Raw genomic sequence first — 15,613 nt, 5'->3', positions numbered from 1 at the left:
AGTTAAACTTGATTGCAAAATATAGCAGTGAATCCTTAATTCTGTAAATTAGATCTATGATAAGAATTAAACGCTCTCTTTTTTCCATACTCCTGTTATGCAGTGCATTAACACAGGCGCAAAACAAGTTTAACGGCAACTTTGAAGTGCTAGACAACACAGGAAATCCGGAGGGTTGGAATCTTAGAATAAAAACCCAAAGCCCGTACATCGTAAAACTGGATAGTACAATTAAACTGCAAGGAAAATATGCCATTTCTATTACCGACAGTGCAGGTGCTGATTACGGGGGCATAAACTTTAAAATAAACAAAAGATTTAAGGGAAAACAATTAATGCTAGTTGGGAACCTAAAAACCAAAAACGTAACTGGTGGTTTTGCAGGGATCTGGATGCGCACAGATGGCATCAATGGAAAAAGTGTGGGCTACGAAAATTCAGAGAATCAGGCTTTAACAGGCACAAATGACTGGAAAGAGTTTATGATTCAGCTACCTTATGACGGTCGTGAAATAGTAGCCATAAACGTTGGTGCGGTACTGGCTGGCAAAGGCACGGTCTGGGTTGATAGCTTACGCCTGTATCTGGACGAAAAGCCAATAGATGAAGCGCGGGAGCAACAAGCTAATATATACCAGGCACTAAAAGACACGCTACTAAATCAAAACTCTGGAGTAGATACCATTCCATTAACCCCCTCAACTCAAAAAAACTTAAGCTTACTCGGGGAATTATGGGGCTTTCTAAAATACCATCATCCGGCAATAGCCAATGGTGATTATAACTGGGATGCGGAACTTTTCCGTGTATTGCCTGAGGTTCTTAGCTGCAGAACCGATATACAGGTATCGCAGGTGATGGAAAAATGGGTTGATAAATTAGGCAAAGTTCCGCCCTGCGGAGATTGCAAAACACAGCCTAGCCTTGCAAACATCGCCGTTAGACCTGATTACGGAAGCCTATTCAAGAATAAAATTTTTAGCAAAACGCTTTCGGCCAAACTGGATTACATTTTAAAGAACGCAAACATCACAACGAATTATTATGTAGGTGGTCTGATTAATATAAAAAACAGTTCTTTTCTGCATGAAAACAAATACGCTGACAAGAAGTACCCTGATGCAGGTTTACGCTTATTGGCGCTTTATCGTTACTGGAGTATGATTCAATACTTTTGTCCAAACAGAGAACTAACTACTGAGAAGTGGAGCATTATCCTTCCTGCTTTTATCCCACAGGTAATTAAAGCTGATAATGAACATACCTACGTAAAGGCAATGGTTAAACTAATTGCAAGTATCCACGACTCGCATGCATTTATTGAAAGCGAAGTCCGTGAACAGGATCTGGGAAGATATAGATTGCCCTTTGATGCCGGATTTGTGGGGGATCAGCTTATAGTTACAAGTTCTCTCAAAGAAACCTTTGATGTTACTAAGAATCTAACCCGAGGCGATATTATAACTGCTATTAACGGAGAGAAAGTACAATCGTTAATCAATAAATACTTGCCTATCACCCCAGCTTCAAACCATGGAACTGCATTGAGAGATATGACTAGTGTTTACCTGAGAAGAGGTATCGATAGCACTTTTAACCTACAAATCATTAGAAAGAATGTGCCCATGACTGTGGTTCAACAAGGCTTAGAAATAAGCAAGGTCAATGATGTTTATCTGCAATCTCATAAACCTGCATACCAATTAATAAATACTGGTATTGGTTACGTTTATTGTGGCGCTTATAAAAACACCATGCTAGACAGCATAAAAACAAAATTTAAAGATACAAAAGGGATTATTGTAGACATGCGTGGCTATCCGGTTGATGAAATGGAGCGTACCTTTGTTGCCTATTTCAAACCAGACTCGAGTATATTCGCAAAATTTACTGGCCGATCCATCAGCAATCCTGGTATGTTTATATATGAAGAATCTGCCAAAACCGGGATTAAAACAACAGATTATTATAAGGGAAAAGTGGTAGTGCTTGTTAATGAAAATTCACAGAGCAATTCAGAGTTTGTTACAATGGCTTTGCAAAGTGCTCCAAACACTACTGTTATAGGCAGCTCGTCTGCTGGTGCCGATGGCAACGTTACCCCTATTTCTTTACCGGGTGCTATTACAACCTGGTATTCTGGCCTAGGGGTGTATTATCCTGACGGCACTAATGCTCAACGTGTTGGAGTAAAAATTAACAAAGTAGTAAGACCAACCATCGATGGCATACTAACCGGAAAAGACGAGGTTTTGGAAGAGGCTAAAAAACTGATTTTGATAAATAAGTAGCTATATTAAGATTCTTTTAATTCCTTTATTCTAGCTTTTAAAAAGCCTTCTTTATTTTTTTTTATCTCTTTCAACAATGCTTTCCTTTCAGCAGGTAGGGTAAAATATTTTTCGGCCCATAGGTTAATTTCGATCATTATAGGCAATAGATCAATCCCTTTTTGTGTGAGCCTATATAAAACTTTTGCCTTGCTGTCGGGATGGTTTAGTTTGGCAACAATCCCATTTTCTTCGAGCATTTGTAATCGGGTGGCTAAAATATTGGTTGCTATTTTTTCGTCCGATTTTAAAAAATCGCCATATGTGCACTGTTTCGCAAACATAAGATCCCTAACGATCAGCAGCGACCATTTGTCTCCCCAGACATCAAGTGAACAGCTAATAGGGCAATCCGACCTCTTCTTTGTATCCATAATAAAAATATTTATAAAATCACTTGCATTTTGCAAGTTGAAATGTATATTTGTACTTGCAAAATGCAAGCAAATTTACGAATTAAATTTATATAAACAATGAAAACAACAGGAAATACAGTATTCATTAGTGGCGGAAGCGCCGGAATAGGATTAGCAATTGCTAAAAAATTAAATGCAACAGGCAACAAAGTCATCATTAACGGACGTAATGAAGAACGCCTTCAGAATGCACTAAGAGAATTAGGCGATGCTGTCGCTATCCAGGGCGATCTATCGGTAGAAGCTGACAGGGTCCGTATCGCGGCACACCTGAAAGAGCATCACCCAGATGTGAACATCATCATAAATAATGCCGGAGCAGCCTTTAGTTATCTTTTGAATGAAACCTCAAATGCACACGAGAAGGCTGTTATAGAAATGAATACAAATTACTTTAGTGTAATCCACTTTACGGAATTGCTACTGCCACACCTGCTGCAAAAAGCAGAATCAGCGGTTGTAAATGTTTCTTCGATAGCTGTTTATGGGAGTAATAAATTCATACCTACTTATGGCGCAACAAAAGCTGCATTGCACAGCTATACCGTTGCATTGAGGTACACCTACGAAGAACAAAAAAACGTCCAGATATACGAAGTATACCCTCCTTTGGTAAATACAGAATTTTCGGCGGAAATAGGCGGTGCAAATGGCATTCCTCCTGAAGAAGTTGCAGATGAATTCTTTATAGCACTGGAAAAAAATCAGTTTGATGTTCCTGTGGGCAACACAAAGGCTTATGCTTCAGCATTTCAGGAAGCATTAGAAAAACTAAAGGGCTAGATTTTTAAATCTAATAAGAATTATCATGAGGAAATCGAGACGATTTTCTCATGATAATTCTATTTTAAATGTGACTAAAATTAGTAGTTTACTGATATGCCCAGGTTAATTGCTGTACCCCTGCCCTTGGAATAAAAACCAGGTTGCATAAACCATTGCGCCCTTGCTGGAAAATAATCCTGGTTAAACAGGTTTTCTACCCCTAAGGTAATCCGGGTATTTTTATTAGCCCTGTAGCTGCCTGCAAAACTGAATAGGTTATAAGCTTTAACTGCTCCTTCGTTACCATTGTAAACGCCTGAAGCATTTTTCTCGAAGCGGTTACGTGACGCTATTCCGGTATAATTAAGTGTTAAATCTAATATGGTCAACGGGCTATAAGTAACCGTTCCGGTAATTTTTGGTGCCGAAATTCGGCGGCCATTCATATACATGTCTGCACTGTCATCAAAGTTGCCATTGTTATCAATGTCGCGTTTACCTTCGGTGTAACTATAACTTGCACCCAATTCTAATGACGGCATCAATTTGTAATTGGCAGTGAGTTCAAATCCATATATTTCTTCTGGACTTCTTGCGGTATTAAACAATCCGGTAGCTGCGTCGTATACGACTTCAATACCAAGTTTCGATGTACTTTTGTACACAGAAGCAAGAAAAGTCAGGTCCTGATAAGTACTTTGAAAACCAGCCTCATAATTATTCACCTTTACAGCATCGGTATTGATCTTATCAATGCTATTCACTTTGGCCTCACGCAATGCCAGACCAATATCCATCACTGAAAAGCCTTGAGAGAAACTAACAAAAGGACTGAACAATGCAAAACGGTTATATTTTAATGCAGCATTATACAAATAGGTGTTGTACTTTAATTTGCCACCAGTAACATCAAAAGAAGGCGTTAATGTTCCCCCTGTTGCATTTGTAGTGCGCAATGTTTTGTAGTCGTCGACATTAATATTTACATGTTCCAGACGTATTCCGGTGGTAAATATCAAATCTTTTAATGCCGTTATACTTGCCTGTGCAAATGGAGCCAGGTTGGCCATATCCATTTCGGGTACCCAGGTCCTGCCATCAACTAAAGGTTGTGCAGTTTTATCCTTTAAAAAATCTGCACCATAAGCTAGTGTTGCCTTTATGGCCGAGGTTTGTAATACAGGTGTTTCTAAAAATAAACGGGCACCTTTTTTCTCATTTGTAGCAAGCGATTGTCCATCGCCACCATCAAAACGACCTAAAGAGACGTAAAATACATCTTTGCGTTTTTCAAAATAAGTATCAACATGCAGACTAGTGTTCAATAATATGCTGTCTATTTTATATGATAGATGGATATTATGGTTGTAATCGACCCCGGTTGGTATGCCTAGAGGTTTACCTAAAACTCCTGTAGCTTTTTGACCCGTGGCAAGATTACCATTTACTAGTGTGAAATTACTGTTCTGCAAACTGCTGTACAGATTGTACACGAGTTGCAAACGTTGGTTTTTAGTTGGCTGGTAACCAACTTTGAAGAATGCATTGTAACTGTCAGTTTCGCCTAAACTATAGTTCGGACCAACCACATCACCTTTGGCATCTTTATATTCACCGGTTTGTTCATAAGTTCCACTAGCTACGTAATCGATTTTTCCAACCTTCCCGTAAAACATTTGATTGATGCGTCCACCTCCGGAGTTTTTTGGGTTGATCATTGATCCATTTAAGTTAACAGACGTTTTTCCTGCAAACTTTGCCGCAGTATCTGGAACAAGTGTAATGTAGTTGACTAATCCGCCGGCTGCTCCATTTCCATAAATTGCCGTTGCACCTTTTACAACTTCTATTCGCTGCAAAACTGCGGGATCGATAGAACGTAGATCTACCTCTGCATTTCTTAAGGGTGAAGACTGGCTCACACCATCAATCATAACCAGCATTGGACGTCCTCGAAGATTTTGTCCTACGTTATTTCCTGTTTGTGCTGTTGGCGCGAACCCCGGAACCTGATTGGCTAAAATGGTGCTTAAATCAGGGTTGATAATCATTTCTGATTCTAGCTTCTTTTTTGAAACAACACTTACTGAAGCAGCTATGTTCCGTATATTTTCTGGTTTACGTGTCGCAGAGATGACAACATTTTCCAACGTATTGTTTTCTTGTTCCAATATCCAGTTTAAGGTTGTATCACGTTGTAAAGATCCTAATTCTATATTTAGGTTCTTATATCCTACAGCCCTTGTTTTTAATACTATCGGTTTCCCGGCTTCTACAAATAATGTAAAATGTCCCTTAGTATCGGTTTGTGTTTTTATCGATTTGTCTGCCTCGATGGTTACAAATGGAATCCCAGAATTTTTATCAGTAACCACGCCATTAATTTTAATATTCTGTCCATAGGTCAGAGAAAAGGAAAGCATTAAAAATGAGAGCAGCAAAAGTAAGTTTTTAATCATCGTATTTATTTTTTGCCGAAAGTAAGCAAAGTGCATTAATTATAATGAATCTAAATAAAAATACATGATATTACGCTTACTCTTGATCATGCAGATGATGATCTTGTTAAGGGCAGCTTATTGGTATGGGATGCAAAAGGTGCTCTGGTAAAGGAAACTAAATAAATGACCTGATTTTTAAGATTCTGTTAAGGGAGTAATTTAAATTGTCCCTTTAACAGAATCTAGAGGTTCCAGAAAACGTACCTAAAAAAGTTTTTCTTGCGGTGGCTTAACGCCTGCCAATCGAAGATATACAGTTGTTTGTCCTCTGTGATGTGCCTGATGCTCAAAAACTTTAGCCAGAGCCAATCTTTTGGTCATATCAAATTTTCCAAATAATTTGATGGGTGCATCGAGTTGCGCATCGGTCATCTTTTTTATGTTATCGATCACAAAATCATAGCTGGCCAGTACCAAATTGCTCACATTGGTTTTGGATTTATCACTGGTTTTTTCCAGCTCCCCCTGCCCAACCGGGCTCTTAGTACCTGTAACAGCCGAAACAAAACCATAATTGGCATCACCCAGGTGTAACACCTGTTCGGCAAAAGATCGCATTTCTGGAGTGGGCTTTAAAGCATAACCACTTTCTGGCATTGCATCCAGATATTCCTTAGTATAAGCTTTTGACCTTTCCCATTCCTTTACCAGATCGGTTACAGTTACTTGCGCCTTTGCCATTTGGTTGCCTATGATTAAAAATAGTACCACGGCTAAACTTTTAAGTTTCATGTTTTTTAGATTTTAGGGTGAGTATTTAGACTTTTCCTTCTTATAAATTTACTGTTTTTCAAACAATTAAGCTAAGTTAAGTTCTTGTCCTTGATAGTGAAATCGGATAGTTTCATAGTTATCTAATTAATCTTTAATGATTAATCAAATTTACATGCAATGATGCTGCCTGGCATAGGTCAAAATAGACATTTTAGCGGGCTGATTTGGACGAGCAGAAAATAAAAATCTCACTACCTATTGTTTCGTACGAAAAAATTCCTACATTAGATTTATGAAAGCAAATAACGAAACTGAAAACAACAAAATTGAACCTACTAAATCGGAACTTGAGATACTTCAGGTAGTATGGGAATATGGCCCGTCGTCAGTTAGATTTGTAAATGACAGACTAAATGAACGCAGGGAAATCAACTATACTTCTACTTTGAAGCTGATGCAAATCATGGCCGAAAAGAAAATCCTGAAAAGAGATGAAAGCGCGGTAAAACACATTTACCATGTTACAGAAAACGAAGAGAAAACAAAGCGTCACCTCTTGAAGAAATTTGTAGACGCAATGTATAATGGTTCTGCGAGTAAACTGGTAGTACAACTACTAGGAAACGGAAGCACATCAAAAGAGGATGTGAAAGAGATTAGAGACCTGCTAAACAAAATTAATGAGGAATAACTAATTAATCATTTTCAATATGAAACATCTGCTGATACAAGCAATTTGCGATACTTTACTACAATCTCTGTGGTTAGGTTTGGTACTTTCAGTGGTTACTGGTTTAACTATCATTTTTACCCGTAAGTCGAGCGCCAGGTTAAGGTATAGATTACTGACTGGATATCTTTTAATGTTTACTTTGGCCACAGGCTTGACCCTATTTTTCCATTTAGCTGGTCCCGAGGACATTAAGGACGTATATAATCAGACAATTGGCTCAAGTGAGAACAACATTCTTTTTTCCGGTTATCAATATTTAAATTCAAAATCGGAGATCATTGTGCTTATTTGGTTATTAATGATTTGCATCAAATTTACCAGGCTTGGTGTAGGATTTTATAATCTGTATCGTTTGAAGCGCGAACAGCTGATACCAATAGGGAAATACTGGGAAGATAAGGTCAGCTATTTGTGTGAGGTGTTGCAGATTAAAAATAAAATAACTGTAGCTGAGTCTGGGATTGCAAAAATGCCAATGGTTCTTGGTCATTTAAAACCGCTGATTTTACTTCCGGTTGGCTTGCTGACTAATTTATCCGTTGCCGAGGTGGAGGTAATTTTACTTCATGAGTTAAGTCATATTCGCCGTAGGGATTACCTGGTTAATGTATTGCAAAACTTTCTGGAGCTTATATTTTTCTTTAATCCGGCAGTTTTATGGATATCAACGCTGATTAAAGAAGAAAGGGAAAACTGCTGTGATGATATGGTAATAGCCACTAAACAGAATAAAACAGTTTATATAAATGCTTTGCTTTCTTGCCAGCAATACCAGGCAAATCAGCGATTTGCAATGATGCTTTCTGCAAACAGAAACAGTTTAGTTGGACGTGTGAGACGGATGGTTTCAAATGATAACCATACTTTGAGTGGCATAGAAAAAAGCTTACTGACTGTTTGTTTGATAACTGCTGTTGTGCTGACTGCAGCATTTTCGTCTGTAGGTTCACAAAGCGTAAGCAACACTCCTGATCACTTGCTTACTCTTGTGGCTAAAAATACAATTAAGCCACAGACCGACACATTAAAGCTTCGAAAAAAACTGACCACCAGGCCGCCAAAGAAGAGGGTTAAACTTAAAAGAAGTAATTCTTCGAAGCTGCCTGGAGCAAATGTTGTCCAGTCTGAAATGATTAAGATAAAATCTGATGAAGCGAAAGCGAGGTTTGAAGAAGACAGGAAGAGGTCTGAGGTGAATAAGAGAAGATCTGATGAAGCAAAAATAAGATCCGATGAAACAAGAGCGAGAGCTGATGAAGCAAGGGCGAGAGCTGATGAAGCGAAGATAAGATTGGACCAATCCAAAATAAGAATAGATGCAGCTAAAACAAGAGCCGAGGAGGTCAGGATTAGAGCTGAGGAGGTTGCGGAACGATCGTCTAAGTTACGTGTGAAAATAGAATCTTCCGGGCCTAAAGGAAGTCCTGGTCCAACTGGCCCAATTGGAGATTCGCCGAGATAAAACTTACAGAAAAGCAAAATACCTGAGACTAAACAAATAACAATTATTTACTGCAAAATTTAAAAATCACTAAAAAGTGAGAGGAAGCCTATTGCCTAAAATTTAGAAACTTTATGAAAAGAAACGTATTAACGATAGCTTTTGCGCTATTGTCGGTGACTCTATTTGCCCAAAAAAGCAGCCTTACCGGAGTGCTGATTGACAGTGCCAATCAAAAAATGACCATTAATTATGCTACAATTTCCGTTTTTAAGGGGCAGGACTCTGTTTTAACGACCTACAAACTGTCTGACGACAAAGGTGTGTTCAAGATTTCAAACCTGGAAGCTGGAACAAAGTATCGCCTGGTGGTAAATGCCTGGCAATATTTGGTTTTACGTAAAGAGGTTACGCTAACTACAGCAGGCACTAACTTAGATCTGGGGAATCTGCTAATGTCTGTGAAAACAAATGCTTTAAATGAGGTGGTTATCTATTCAGAACGCCCCCCTATCATTGTTCGAAAAGACACGATTGAGTTTAATGCCGGATCGTTTAAAACCCTTCCCACTGCTGTAGTAGATGATTTGCTGAAAAAACTTCCTGGTGTAACGGTTGCTGCAAATGGCAGTATACAGGTAAATGGTAAAGATGTTAGTAAGATATTGGTTGACGGAAAAGAGTTTTTTGGAGGGGACCAACAGATTGCGACCAAGAATCTCCCCGCAAATATCATAGACAAAGTTCAGGTTACTGACGATCAGGAGGCCAAAAGACAGGATCCGGATCTACTGGCCGGAAATGTGCCACAGGTAATCAATTTAAAGCTGAAGAAAGCCATCAAACAGGGCGCTTTTGGTAAACTTTATGCAGGTGGTGGTCTAAAAGAGTTATATGAAACTGGTGGCATTTTAAATTTTTTCAGAGATACGACACAACTAAGTCTGCTGGCTTATGGTAACAATGTGAACAAACCAGGTTTTAATGTTGGAGAGATTTCACGTATTGGTGGGTTTTCCAGAAGCGGCATTAGTTCTATGTATACCAATAGTGATGGAACTGCTTTTGTAAATGACATTTCATTTGGTGGCTCTTCTGCAGGAGTGCAGCGTTCAACCGGGGCTGGTGCAAATTTTAATACACTTACCAAAGGTGGGATAATAGTGAACGGTAAGTATTTCTTTGGGTCGATTGATAACTCCCTTGAACAGATCATTGATGCTAATCAAAATCTGGGTAATGAAAAGCTACACACCACAACCAATTCCAATCAGCGCAACAAGAATTATAACCACAACATTGGCGCCAAGGCTGAATGGCAAATTGATACGCTGACCAAGCTAATACTGGAGCCTTCTGTTGTTCTTCGCACTGTTCGCAACAATGGCTTTCAACAAACTGAGACCAGGGATGCTAGTAGCATTTTACTGAACAATGGGATAAATGATAGTAGATTGCGGGGAACAAATACAGAGTATTATTTTAACGGCAGTTTCTGGAAAGACTTTAAGAAACCTGGAAGAACTTTCTATGCTGCCATAGGCATCAGTGAAAGAGATAATCTCAATGATAATTTTAATATAGCGAAGAATGATTTCTATAATCCGCCTTCAAATAGTGTAACAGATCAGCTAAGAGATAACAACATCCGTAATTTTGGACTGAGCTTAAATGCCAACTATGCCGAACCGATTAGCAAAGCGTTTGCACTAAGTTTTGCTGTTGGCGGCAATTATCTTGACAATGAAAATGCCCTATTTACTTTTTATAAAAACCCACTAAATCAGGCGTATGATATTGCGGTTCCTACACTATCAGAAACAGTTACTCAAAATGGATATAAAAGCAATTCACGTGCAAGTTTGAGATGGAAGATTACAAAGGACTTTAACATCCAGCCAGGTTTTGTACTTAATACCATTGACCTGCAAAACAATTTCAATAGCGCAGCCTCATTTGAACAGCATTACCGCTTCGTTGCCCCTTCGCTGACGGTGAGATACAAGACCTTTAGTCTGGATTACTCCCCATCTTTCAGAGAACCAGATGTAAAATACATTCAGCCTGTGGCCAACAACTCTAATCCTTTGTTCATACAAGAAGGTAATCCTAACCTGAGACCTGCAAGAGCTCATCAAATTGGAACAAGGGTATCTAAATATGACACAAAACATTTGCTCAATTATTTCTATAATGGCTTCCTGACATTTCAGAAAGATGCAATTGTGATGTCCAGGGTAATACGCGACAACGGTGTTCAGGTAAACACTCCTGTTAATGAAGACGGCATATGGCAGTTTAATGGCGGTGGGTCCGTAAGCAAGGAGATTAAAAATGGCAAGAACCAGTTTACATTTGGAGGTGGTTTTTGGCTAACCTATAATCACGATGTAGTACTGGTTAATTCAGTAAAAAGTTTCGCCAATAATATAGCTTTAACCCCAAGACTCAACACTCGACTCAATTTAAATGATAAGTTTGAGTTTGCCGAGACCTATAACCTGGGTATTAATAAAAGTTCTTATGACGATCCTTTTTATAGTGATCTGGATTTTCTGGTACATACAAGTGAAACTGAACTGGTTCTTCGTTTTCCAAAAAAAATGGTTTGGGAAACAACCTATAAGCTACAGTACAATACCCAAACCATAGCAGGGTTTAACAATAACATTCAAATTTGGAATGCCGGCCTTACTTTCTTATTCCTAAAGAACGACAAAGCTCAGTTGAAGTTTGCGGTGAATGATATTCTAAATACTAATACAAGGAGGTCTATTAACATCAGCGAGAACTATATCCGGGATATCAGCACGAATAATTTAGGCCGTCATGGCTTGCTAACTTTGACTTACAACATTCAGAATTTTGGCGGCAAGGTTGGTGGCAGAGATACCTTTTTTAGATTCTAATTTAATCAATCAATGCTTGCTTTTCAGGATCATTTAAATACTCAAACATTAAGTCAATTTGCCCGGCCAGCACCCTGTCTTCCGAAAGCTCCGGTAAATCATCTTGTTTGAAAAAGCCCATATCTAAAATATCAAATGCCTGGTTGTATTCTCCGCTTGTAATTTCACACTGAATAAAGATCTTGTATACGTAATCTAATTGAGGAGGATGTGGATGGCAGCGTTTATCCAACACAGCTAATAGCTTTATCGGTTTAACATTAAAGCCCGTTTCTTCTAAAGCTTCTTTTACAGCGGCTTCCGTTGGAGACTGTCCGATATCTGCCCATCCGCCTGGCAGAGACCATTTGCCATCTGCTTTCTCTTTGACCAGCAAAATCTCATTTTTGTGGTCAAAAATAACTGCCCGTATATCTACTTTGGGGGTGATATATTCCTTTGCTGCGCTAAAATAGCCAGCTAACTGATCTGATGGTAATCCGGTTGCCATGTTCATCATTTCTAAACTGATCTGCTCCAATTCCCGATACCGATCTGTATCATATTCATTGTTGGCATAAGTTAAACCCAAATGGGCAATAGACCTGAGGCGCTTGGCATAATTTAAAATCGTTGACGACATAATATTAAAGGAGTTTTATCCCGGCTTTCCGGTAAGGTTGTAATAATAAATCTTCGGGATCCAGATTTGTGATCATCAGGTCGATAACATCTGTTTTACATATTTCGATGGTCGATACTGCATTCAGCTTTTCTGTGGTAGGTACAACGATCAACTGGTCGCTCATTTCGCTAATCCGTGTTTTAACGTCCGCTTCTTCCAGTACAGGGTCCGTTACACCCTGATCGATATGCAGACTATGTACACCGAGTACGCTGATATCTGCGTGAAGGGTATTGTACTTTTTAAGCACATCGAAACCGGTAGAAACTTTCGACTTTTTGGAAGCTTTTCCTCCTGCAAAAATGAGTTCAATATTGGGAAAATCAAAGGTTAAATTGGCAATAGGATAGCTATGGGTAATGAGGGTTAATTCAATGTTCCGTGGCAAATAGCTGGCAATTAGAAAAGGTGTTGTACCACCATCGAAAACAACAACTTGCCCATCTTTAAACAGACGTGCTGCTTTTTGGGCTACAACCCGCTTTTTCCCATTTGCATACAGTTCTCTTTCCTGGTAAGTAACTGGTAATATGGCTCTTGGCTGTGCCCCACCTTTTACCCTGGTTATTAAGCCGGCATCGGCCATCTCGCGAATATCACGCCTTATAGTATCTTCTGAAGTTTGCAGTTTTGCTGCCAGTTCCTGATAGCTCACCTGATCGTTCAGACGCAACTGATCTAAGATATGTTGTTGGCGTTTTGATTTTGTCATTGCAAATTATTTGCATCTAAAGTACAAATAAACACAATATATTTGCATAATATTCACAAAAAATAGCGTATAGTTGCATATTTAATACTAATTCAAAGACAATGACAAATTTCAAAGTAATCATTTTTGACCTGGACGGAACCATTGCAGATACCTTACCATTATGTATTGCTGCTTTTAAAAAGAGCATAGAGCCATTGTTAGGTAAGCGGATTAGCGACGAAGAAATTGTGGCAACCTTTGGCCCATCTGAAGAAGGCACCATAAGAAAACTGATTCCACTCCACGAGGATGCCGGTGTAAAATCTTACCTGACGTATTACGAACAACTACATTATACCTGCCCAGCCCCTTTTCAGGGGATTAAAGAGTTACTCGAAAGCTTGCAAAATAAAGGCGTACAACTGGCCATGGTTACTGGAAAGGGTAAGTACAGCACAAAAATTTCGCTTGAACAATTTGGCCTGTCAGAATACTTTGATGTGTTAGAAACCGGTTCGCCAGATGGCCCTAATAAAGTGAACGGTATCAGATCTGTGTTAAAGCGTTTTAAGGCCGAGGCCGAAGAATGTCTGTATGTTGGTGATGCACCAAGCGATATAGTTTACTGTAAGGAAATTGGCATCCCCATTGCAGCAGCAGCTTGGGCAAGTACTGCCGATATTACTGCCTTGCAAGCACTAAACCCCGAATGGTTATTTAAATCAGTAGAGGGGTTTCAAAGTTGGGTTTTAGATTAAACTCATCATCATGCTGAGGGTCCAGCCTTAGAAAAACGTTCCTTTTGTGACCGATCGTTTCTGATCAACTGCTTTTCCCGTCAGCCATATTTGACGATTACCAATTTTCACTAAAATTGATTCAGTGGTTTGAACCGGAGCTAATCAAGCATCCGGTATTTCAGGTTCTACCAACTTAATCAATTTTTCAATCGATTCCTGCCAACCCAGATAACACATTTCGGCTGGTATTACAGCAGGGATGCCTTCTTGTAATACTTTTAGCTCTGTACCTACAGATGTTTTTTGAAACCAAACAGAGGTGGTCATTACTCCTGGCAGGTTTGGATCGTCAAATTTATCTGTGTATTTCAAAAACTCACTTGGTTTAACCTCTAAGTATTCCCCACCAAATGAATGGCCATTACCAGTTGTGAAATTTTGGAATGACATTCTAAATGTACCACCTACCTTAACATCCATACTGTGTACAGTACAAAGGAAACCATAAGGTGGTAACCACGAAGCGATAGCCAAGGCTTCGGTGAAGGCACGATATACCTTATCAGGCGATGCCTTAATAACTCTGTGCAATGAAACTTTGTTGTCTGACATAAGAGTAGTTTTTAGTATTGATTTATGTTTATGTTAATTTTCTTTAACAAAGATGCACGTAAAAATAGGTATTGATCAGGGGCATATACGACAATTTCACGACCAATTTGCGACATATTAAGCATTATCGCCTTAGGTCTGACATCCTCATTTTGGCTACAAAAACCCTCAATTAGCCTACGAGGAGGCAATGCTATCTGTTGACCTTTGTTGTATCATTTATTTAAAATATAAAATCATGACACATCAAAAAGATCATTCAAATGCAAACAAAGTTTGGTTCATCACGGGCACTTCCAGAGGTTTTGGGCGCGTTTGGGCTGATGCAGCGCTAAAACGTGGCGACAAGGTTGCAGCTACTGCACGCAATTTGGAAAGTATTGCAGACCTGAAGGAAAGGTATGGTGAAAATGTGCTGACTTTAGAACTTGACGTAACAAATTCCGAGCAGGTAAGGGCTACAGTGGAACAAGCTTATAAGCATTTCGGCCGACTCGACATTGTGTTGAACAATGCCGGCTATTCATTGGTAGGAACTATTGAAGAAGCCAGCACATACGATATTCGCGCACTTTATGAAACCAATGTTCTTGGCCCTGTTGCCGTTATACAAGCCGCTTTACCATTACTTCGGAAACAAGGATTTGGTCACATATTGGGAACATCTAGTAATCTGGGCCATGTTACCCTACCGGTTATCGGTTACTATAGTTCATCAAAATGGGCATTTGAAGCCATACATGAAAGCCTTGCCGAAGAAATTAAAGCCTTTGGCATCAAGGTAACTATTATAGAGCCAGGCGCTTATGCTACTGAATTTGGTAGTAAGGATTCATTGAAGTTTGCACAAGGAATGGAAATTTACACAGAATTTAAAGCAACTTTTTTTGAAAGCCTAAGCACCATGGAAAGAGGCGATCCGAATGCGACTCCAGATGCGCTATTCAAAGTTGTAGATGCAGAAAATCCGCCACTACGGCTCTTCCTCGGTAGCCAATGCCTGCCATTGGTGCGTGATATTTACAATGAGCGTTTAGCCGTCTGGGAAGAATGGGAAGAAGTCTCTAGTTCCGCACAGGGATCCTCAAAATAAT

Annotated in this window: 13 protein-coding genes; 7 read left to right on the top strand and 6 right to left on the bottom strand. The window is 39.3% G+C overall.

The window, feature by feature from the left end:
- Positions 1-56 precede the first annotated feature (56 nt).
- Entirely contained in the window at positions 57-2,291 is a 2,235-nt protein-coding gene (locus tag HQN86_RS06945; protein WP_172660262.1) for a S41 family peptidase, read from the top strand.
- 5 nt (positions 2,292-2,296) lie between these two features.
- On the opposite strand, the gene HQN86_RS06940 is transcribed toward HQN86_RS06945, so the two are convergent.
- A complete protein-coding gene (locus HQN86_RS06940) occupies positions 2,297-2,704 on the bottom strand; it encodes a winged helix-turn-helix transcriptional regulator (RefSeq protein ID WP_216854336.1) in 408 nt (135 codons plus the stop codon).
- 99 nt (positions 2,705-2,803) lie between these two features.
- On the opposite strand from HQN86_RS06940, the gene HQN86_RS06935 reads away from it, so the two are divergent.
- Entirely contained in the window at positions 2,804-3,529 is a 726-nt protein-coding gene (locus tag HQN86_RS06935; protein WP_172660261.1) for an SDR family oxidoreductase, read from the top strand.
- 80 nt (positions 3,530-3,609) lie between these two features.
- Here HQN86_RS06935 and HQN86_RS06930 read toward each other — a convergent pair whose 3' ends face one another.
- Entirely contained in the window at positions 3,610-5,970 is a 2,361-nt protein-coding gene (locus tag HQN86_RS06930) for a TonB-dependent receptor (RefSeq protein ID WP_172660260.1), read from the bottom strand.
- A gap of 246 nt (positions 5,971-6,216) precedes the next feature.
- The gene (locus HQN86_RS06925; protein ID WP_172660259.1) at positions 6,217-6,744 is read right to left on the bottom strand and encodes a DinB family protein; all 528 of its coding nucleotides are present in this window, start codon (positions 6,742-6,744) and stop codon (positions 6,217-6,219) included.
- 274 nt (positions 6,745-7,018) lie between these two features.
- Here HQN86_RS06925 and HQN86_RS06920 point away from each other — a divergent pair, with 274 nt between their 5' ends.
- The 3 genes from HQN86_RS06920 to HQN86_RS06910 all read left to right on the top strand — a co-directional run bounded on the left by HQN86_RS06920 (position 7,019) and on the right by HQN86_RS06910 (position 11,809).
- Positions 7,019-7,417: a BlaI/MecI/CopY family transcriptional regulator gene (locus tag HQN86_RS06920; RefSeq protein WP_172660258.1), complete on the top strand. Its 399-nt coding sequence runs from the start codon at positions 7,019-7,021 to the stop codon at positions 7,415-7,417.
- A 19-nt stretch (positions 7,418-7,436) separates the two neighbouring features.
- A complete protein-coding gene (locus HQN86_RS06915) occupies positions 7,437-8,921 on the top strand; it encodes a M56 family metallopeptidase (RefSeq protein ID WP_172660257.1) in 1,485 nt (494 codons plus the stop codon).
- Positions 8,922-9,034: 113 nt separating this feature from the next.
- Positions 9,035-11,809 (top strand): outer membrane beta-barrel protein, encoded by a 2,775-nt coding sequence (locus HQN86_RS06910; RefSeq protein ID WP_172660256.1) that lies wholly within the window; start codon positions 9,035-9,037, stop codon positions 11,807-11,809.
- Position 11,810: 1 nt separating this feature from the next.
- On the opposite strand, the gene HQN86_RS26845 is transcribed toward HQN86_RS06910, so the two are convergent.
- Positions 11,811-12,431, bottom strand: a complete 621-nt coding sequence (locus HQN86_RS26845; RefSeq protein ID WP_172660255.1) for an NUDIX hydrolase N-terminal domain-containing protein — start codon at positions 12,429-12,431, stop codon at positions 11,811-11,813.
- Positions 12,432-12,435: 4 nt separating this feature from the next.
- Complete coding sequence (locus HQN86_RS06900; RefSeq protein ID WP_172660254.1) at positions 12,436-13,185, bottom strand: DeoR/GlpR family DNA-binding transcription regulator; 750 nt, start codon at positions 13,183-13,185, stop codon at positions 12,436-12,438.
- A gap of 101 nt (positions 13,186-13,286) precedes the next feature.
- Here HQN86_RS06900 and HQN86_RS06895 point away from each other — a divergent pair, with 101 nt between their 5' ends.
- A complete protein-coding gene (locus HQN86_RS06895) occupies positions 13,287-13,925 on the top strand; it encodes an HAD family hydrolase (protein ID WP_172660253.1) in 639 nt (212 codons plus the stop codon).
- Positions 13,926-14,069: 144 nt separating this feature from the next.
- Here HQN86_RS06895 and HQN86_RS06890 read toward each other — a convergent pair whose 3' ends face one another.
- On the bottom strand, positions 14,070-14,519 hold the full coding sequence (locus HQN86_RS06890) for an SRPBCC family protein (protein ID WP_172660252.1): 450 nt from the start codon (positions 14,517-14,519) through the stop codon (positions 14,070-14,072).
- Positions 14,520-14,757: 238 nt separating this feature from the next.
- Between HQN86_RS06890 and HQN86_RS06885 the strand changes: the two genes are divergently transcribed.
- On the top strand, positions 14,758-15,612 hold the full coding sequence (locus HQN86_RS06885) for an SDR family NAD(P)-dependent oxidoreductase (RefSeq protein ID WP_172660251.1): 855 nt from the start codon (positions 14,758-14,760) through the stop codon (positions 15,610-15,612).
- Position 15,613: the final 1 nt, after the last annotated feature.

Source organism: Pedobacter panaciterrae (assembly GCF_013204795.1).
Lineage (GTDB): Bacteria > Bacteroidota > Bacteroidia > Sphingobacteriales > Sphingobacteriaceae > Pedobacter > Pedobacter panaciterrae.
This window is presented reverse-complemented; position numbering and strand designations above follow the sequence as displayed.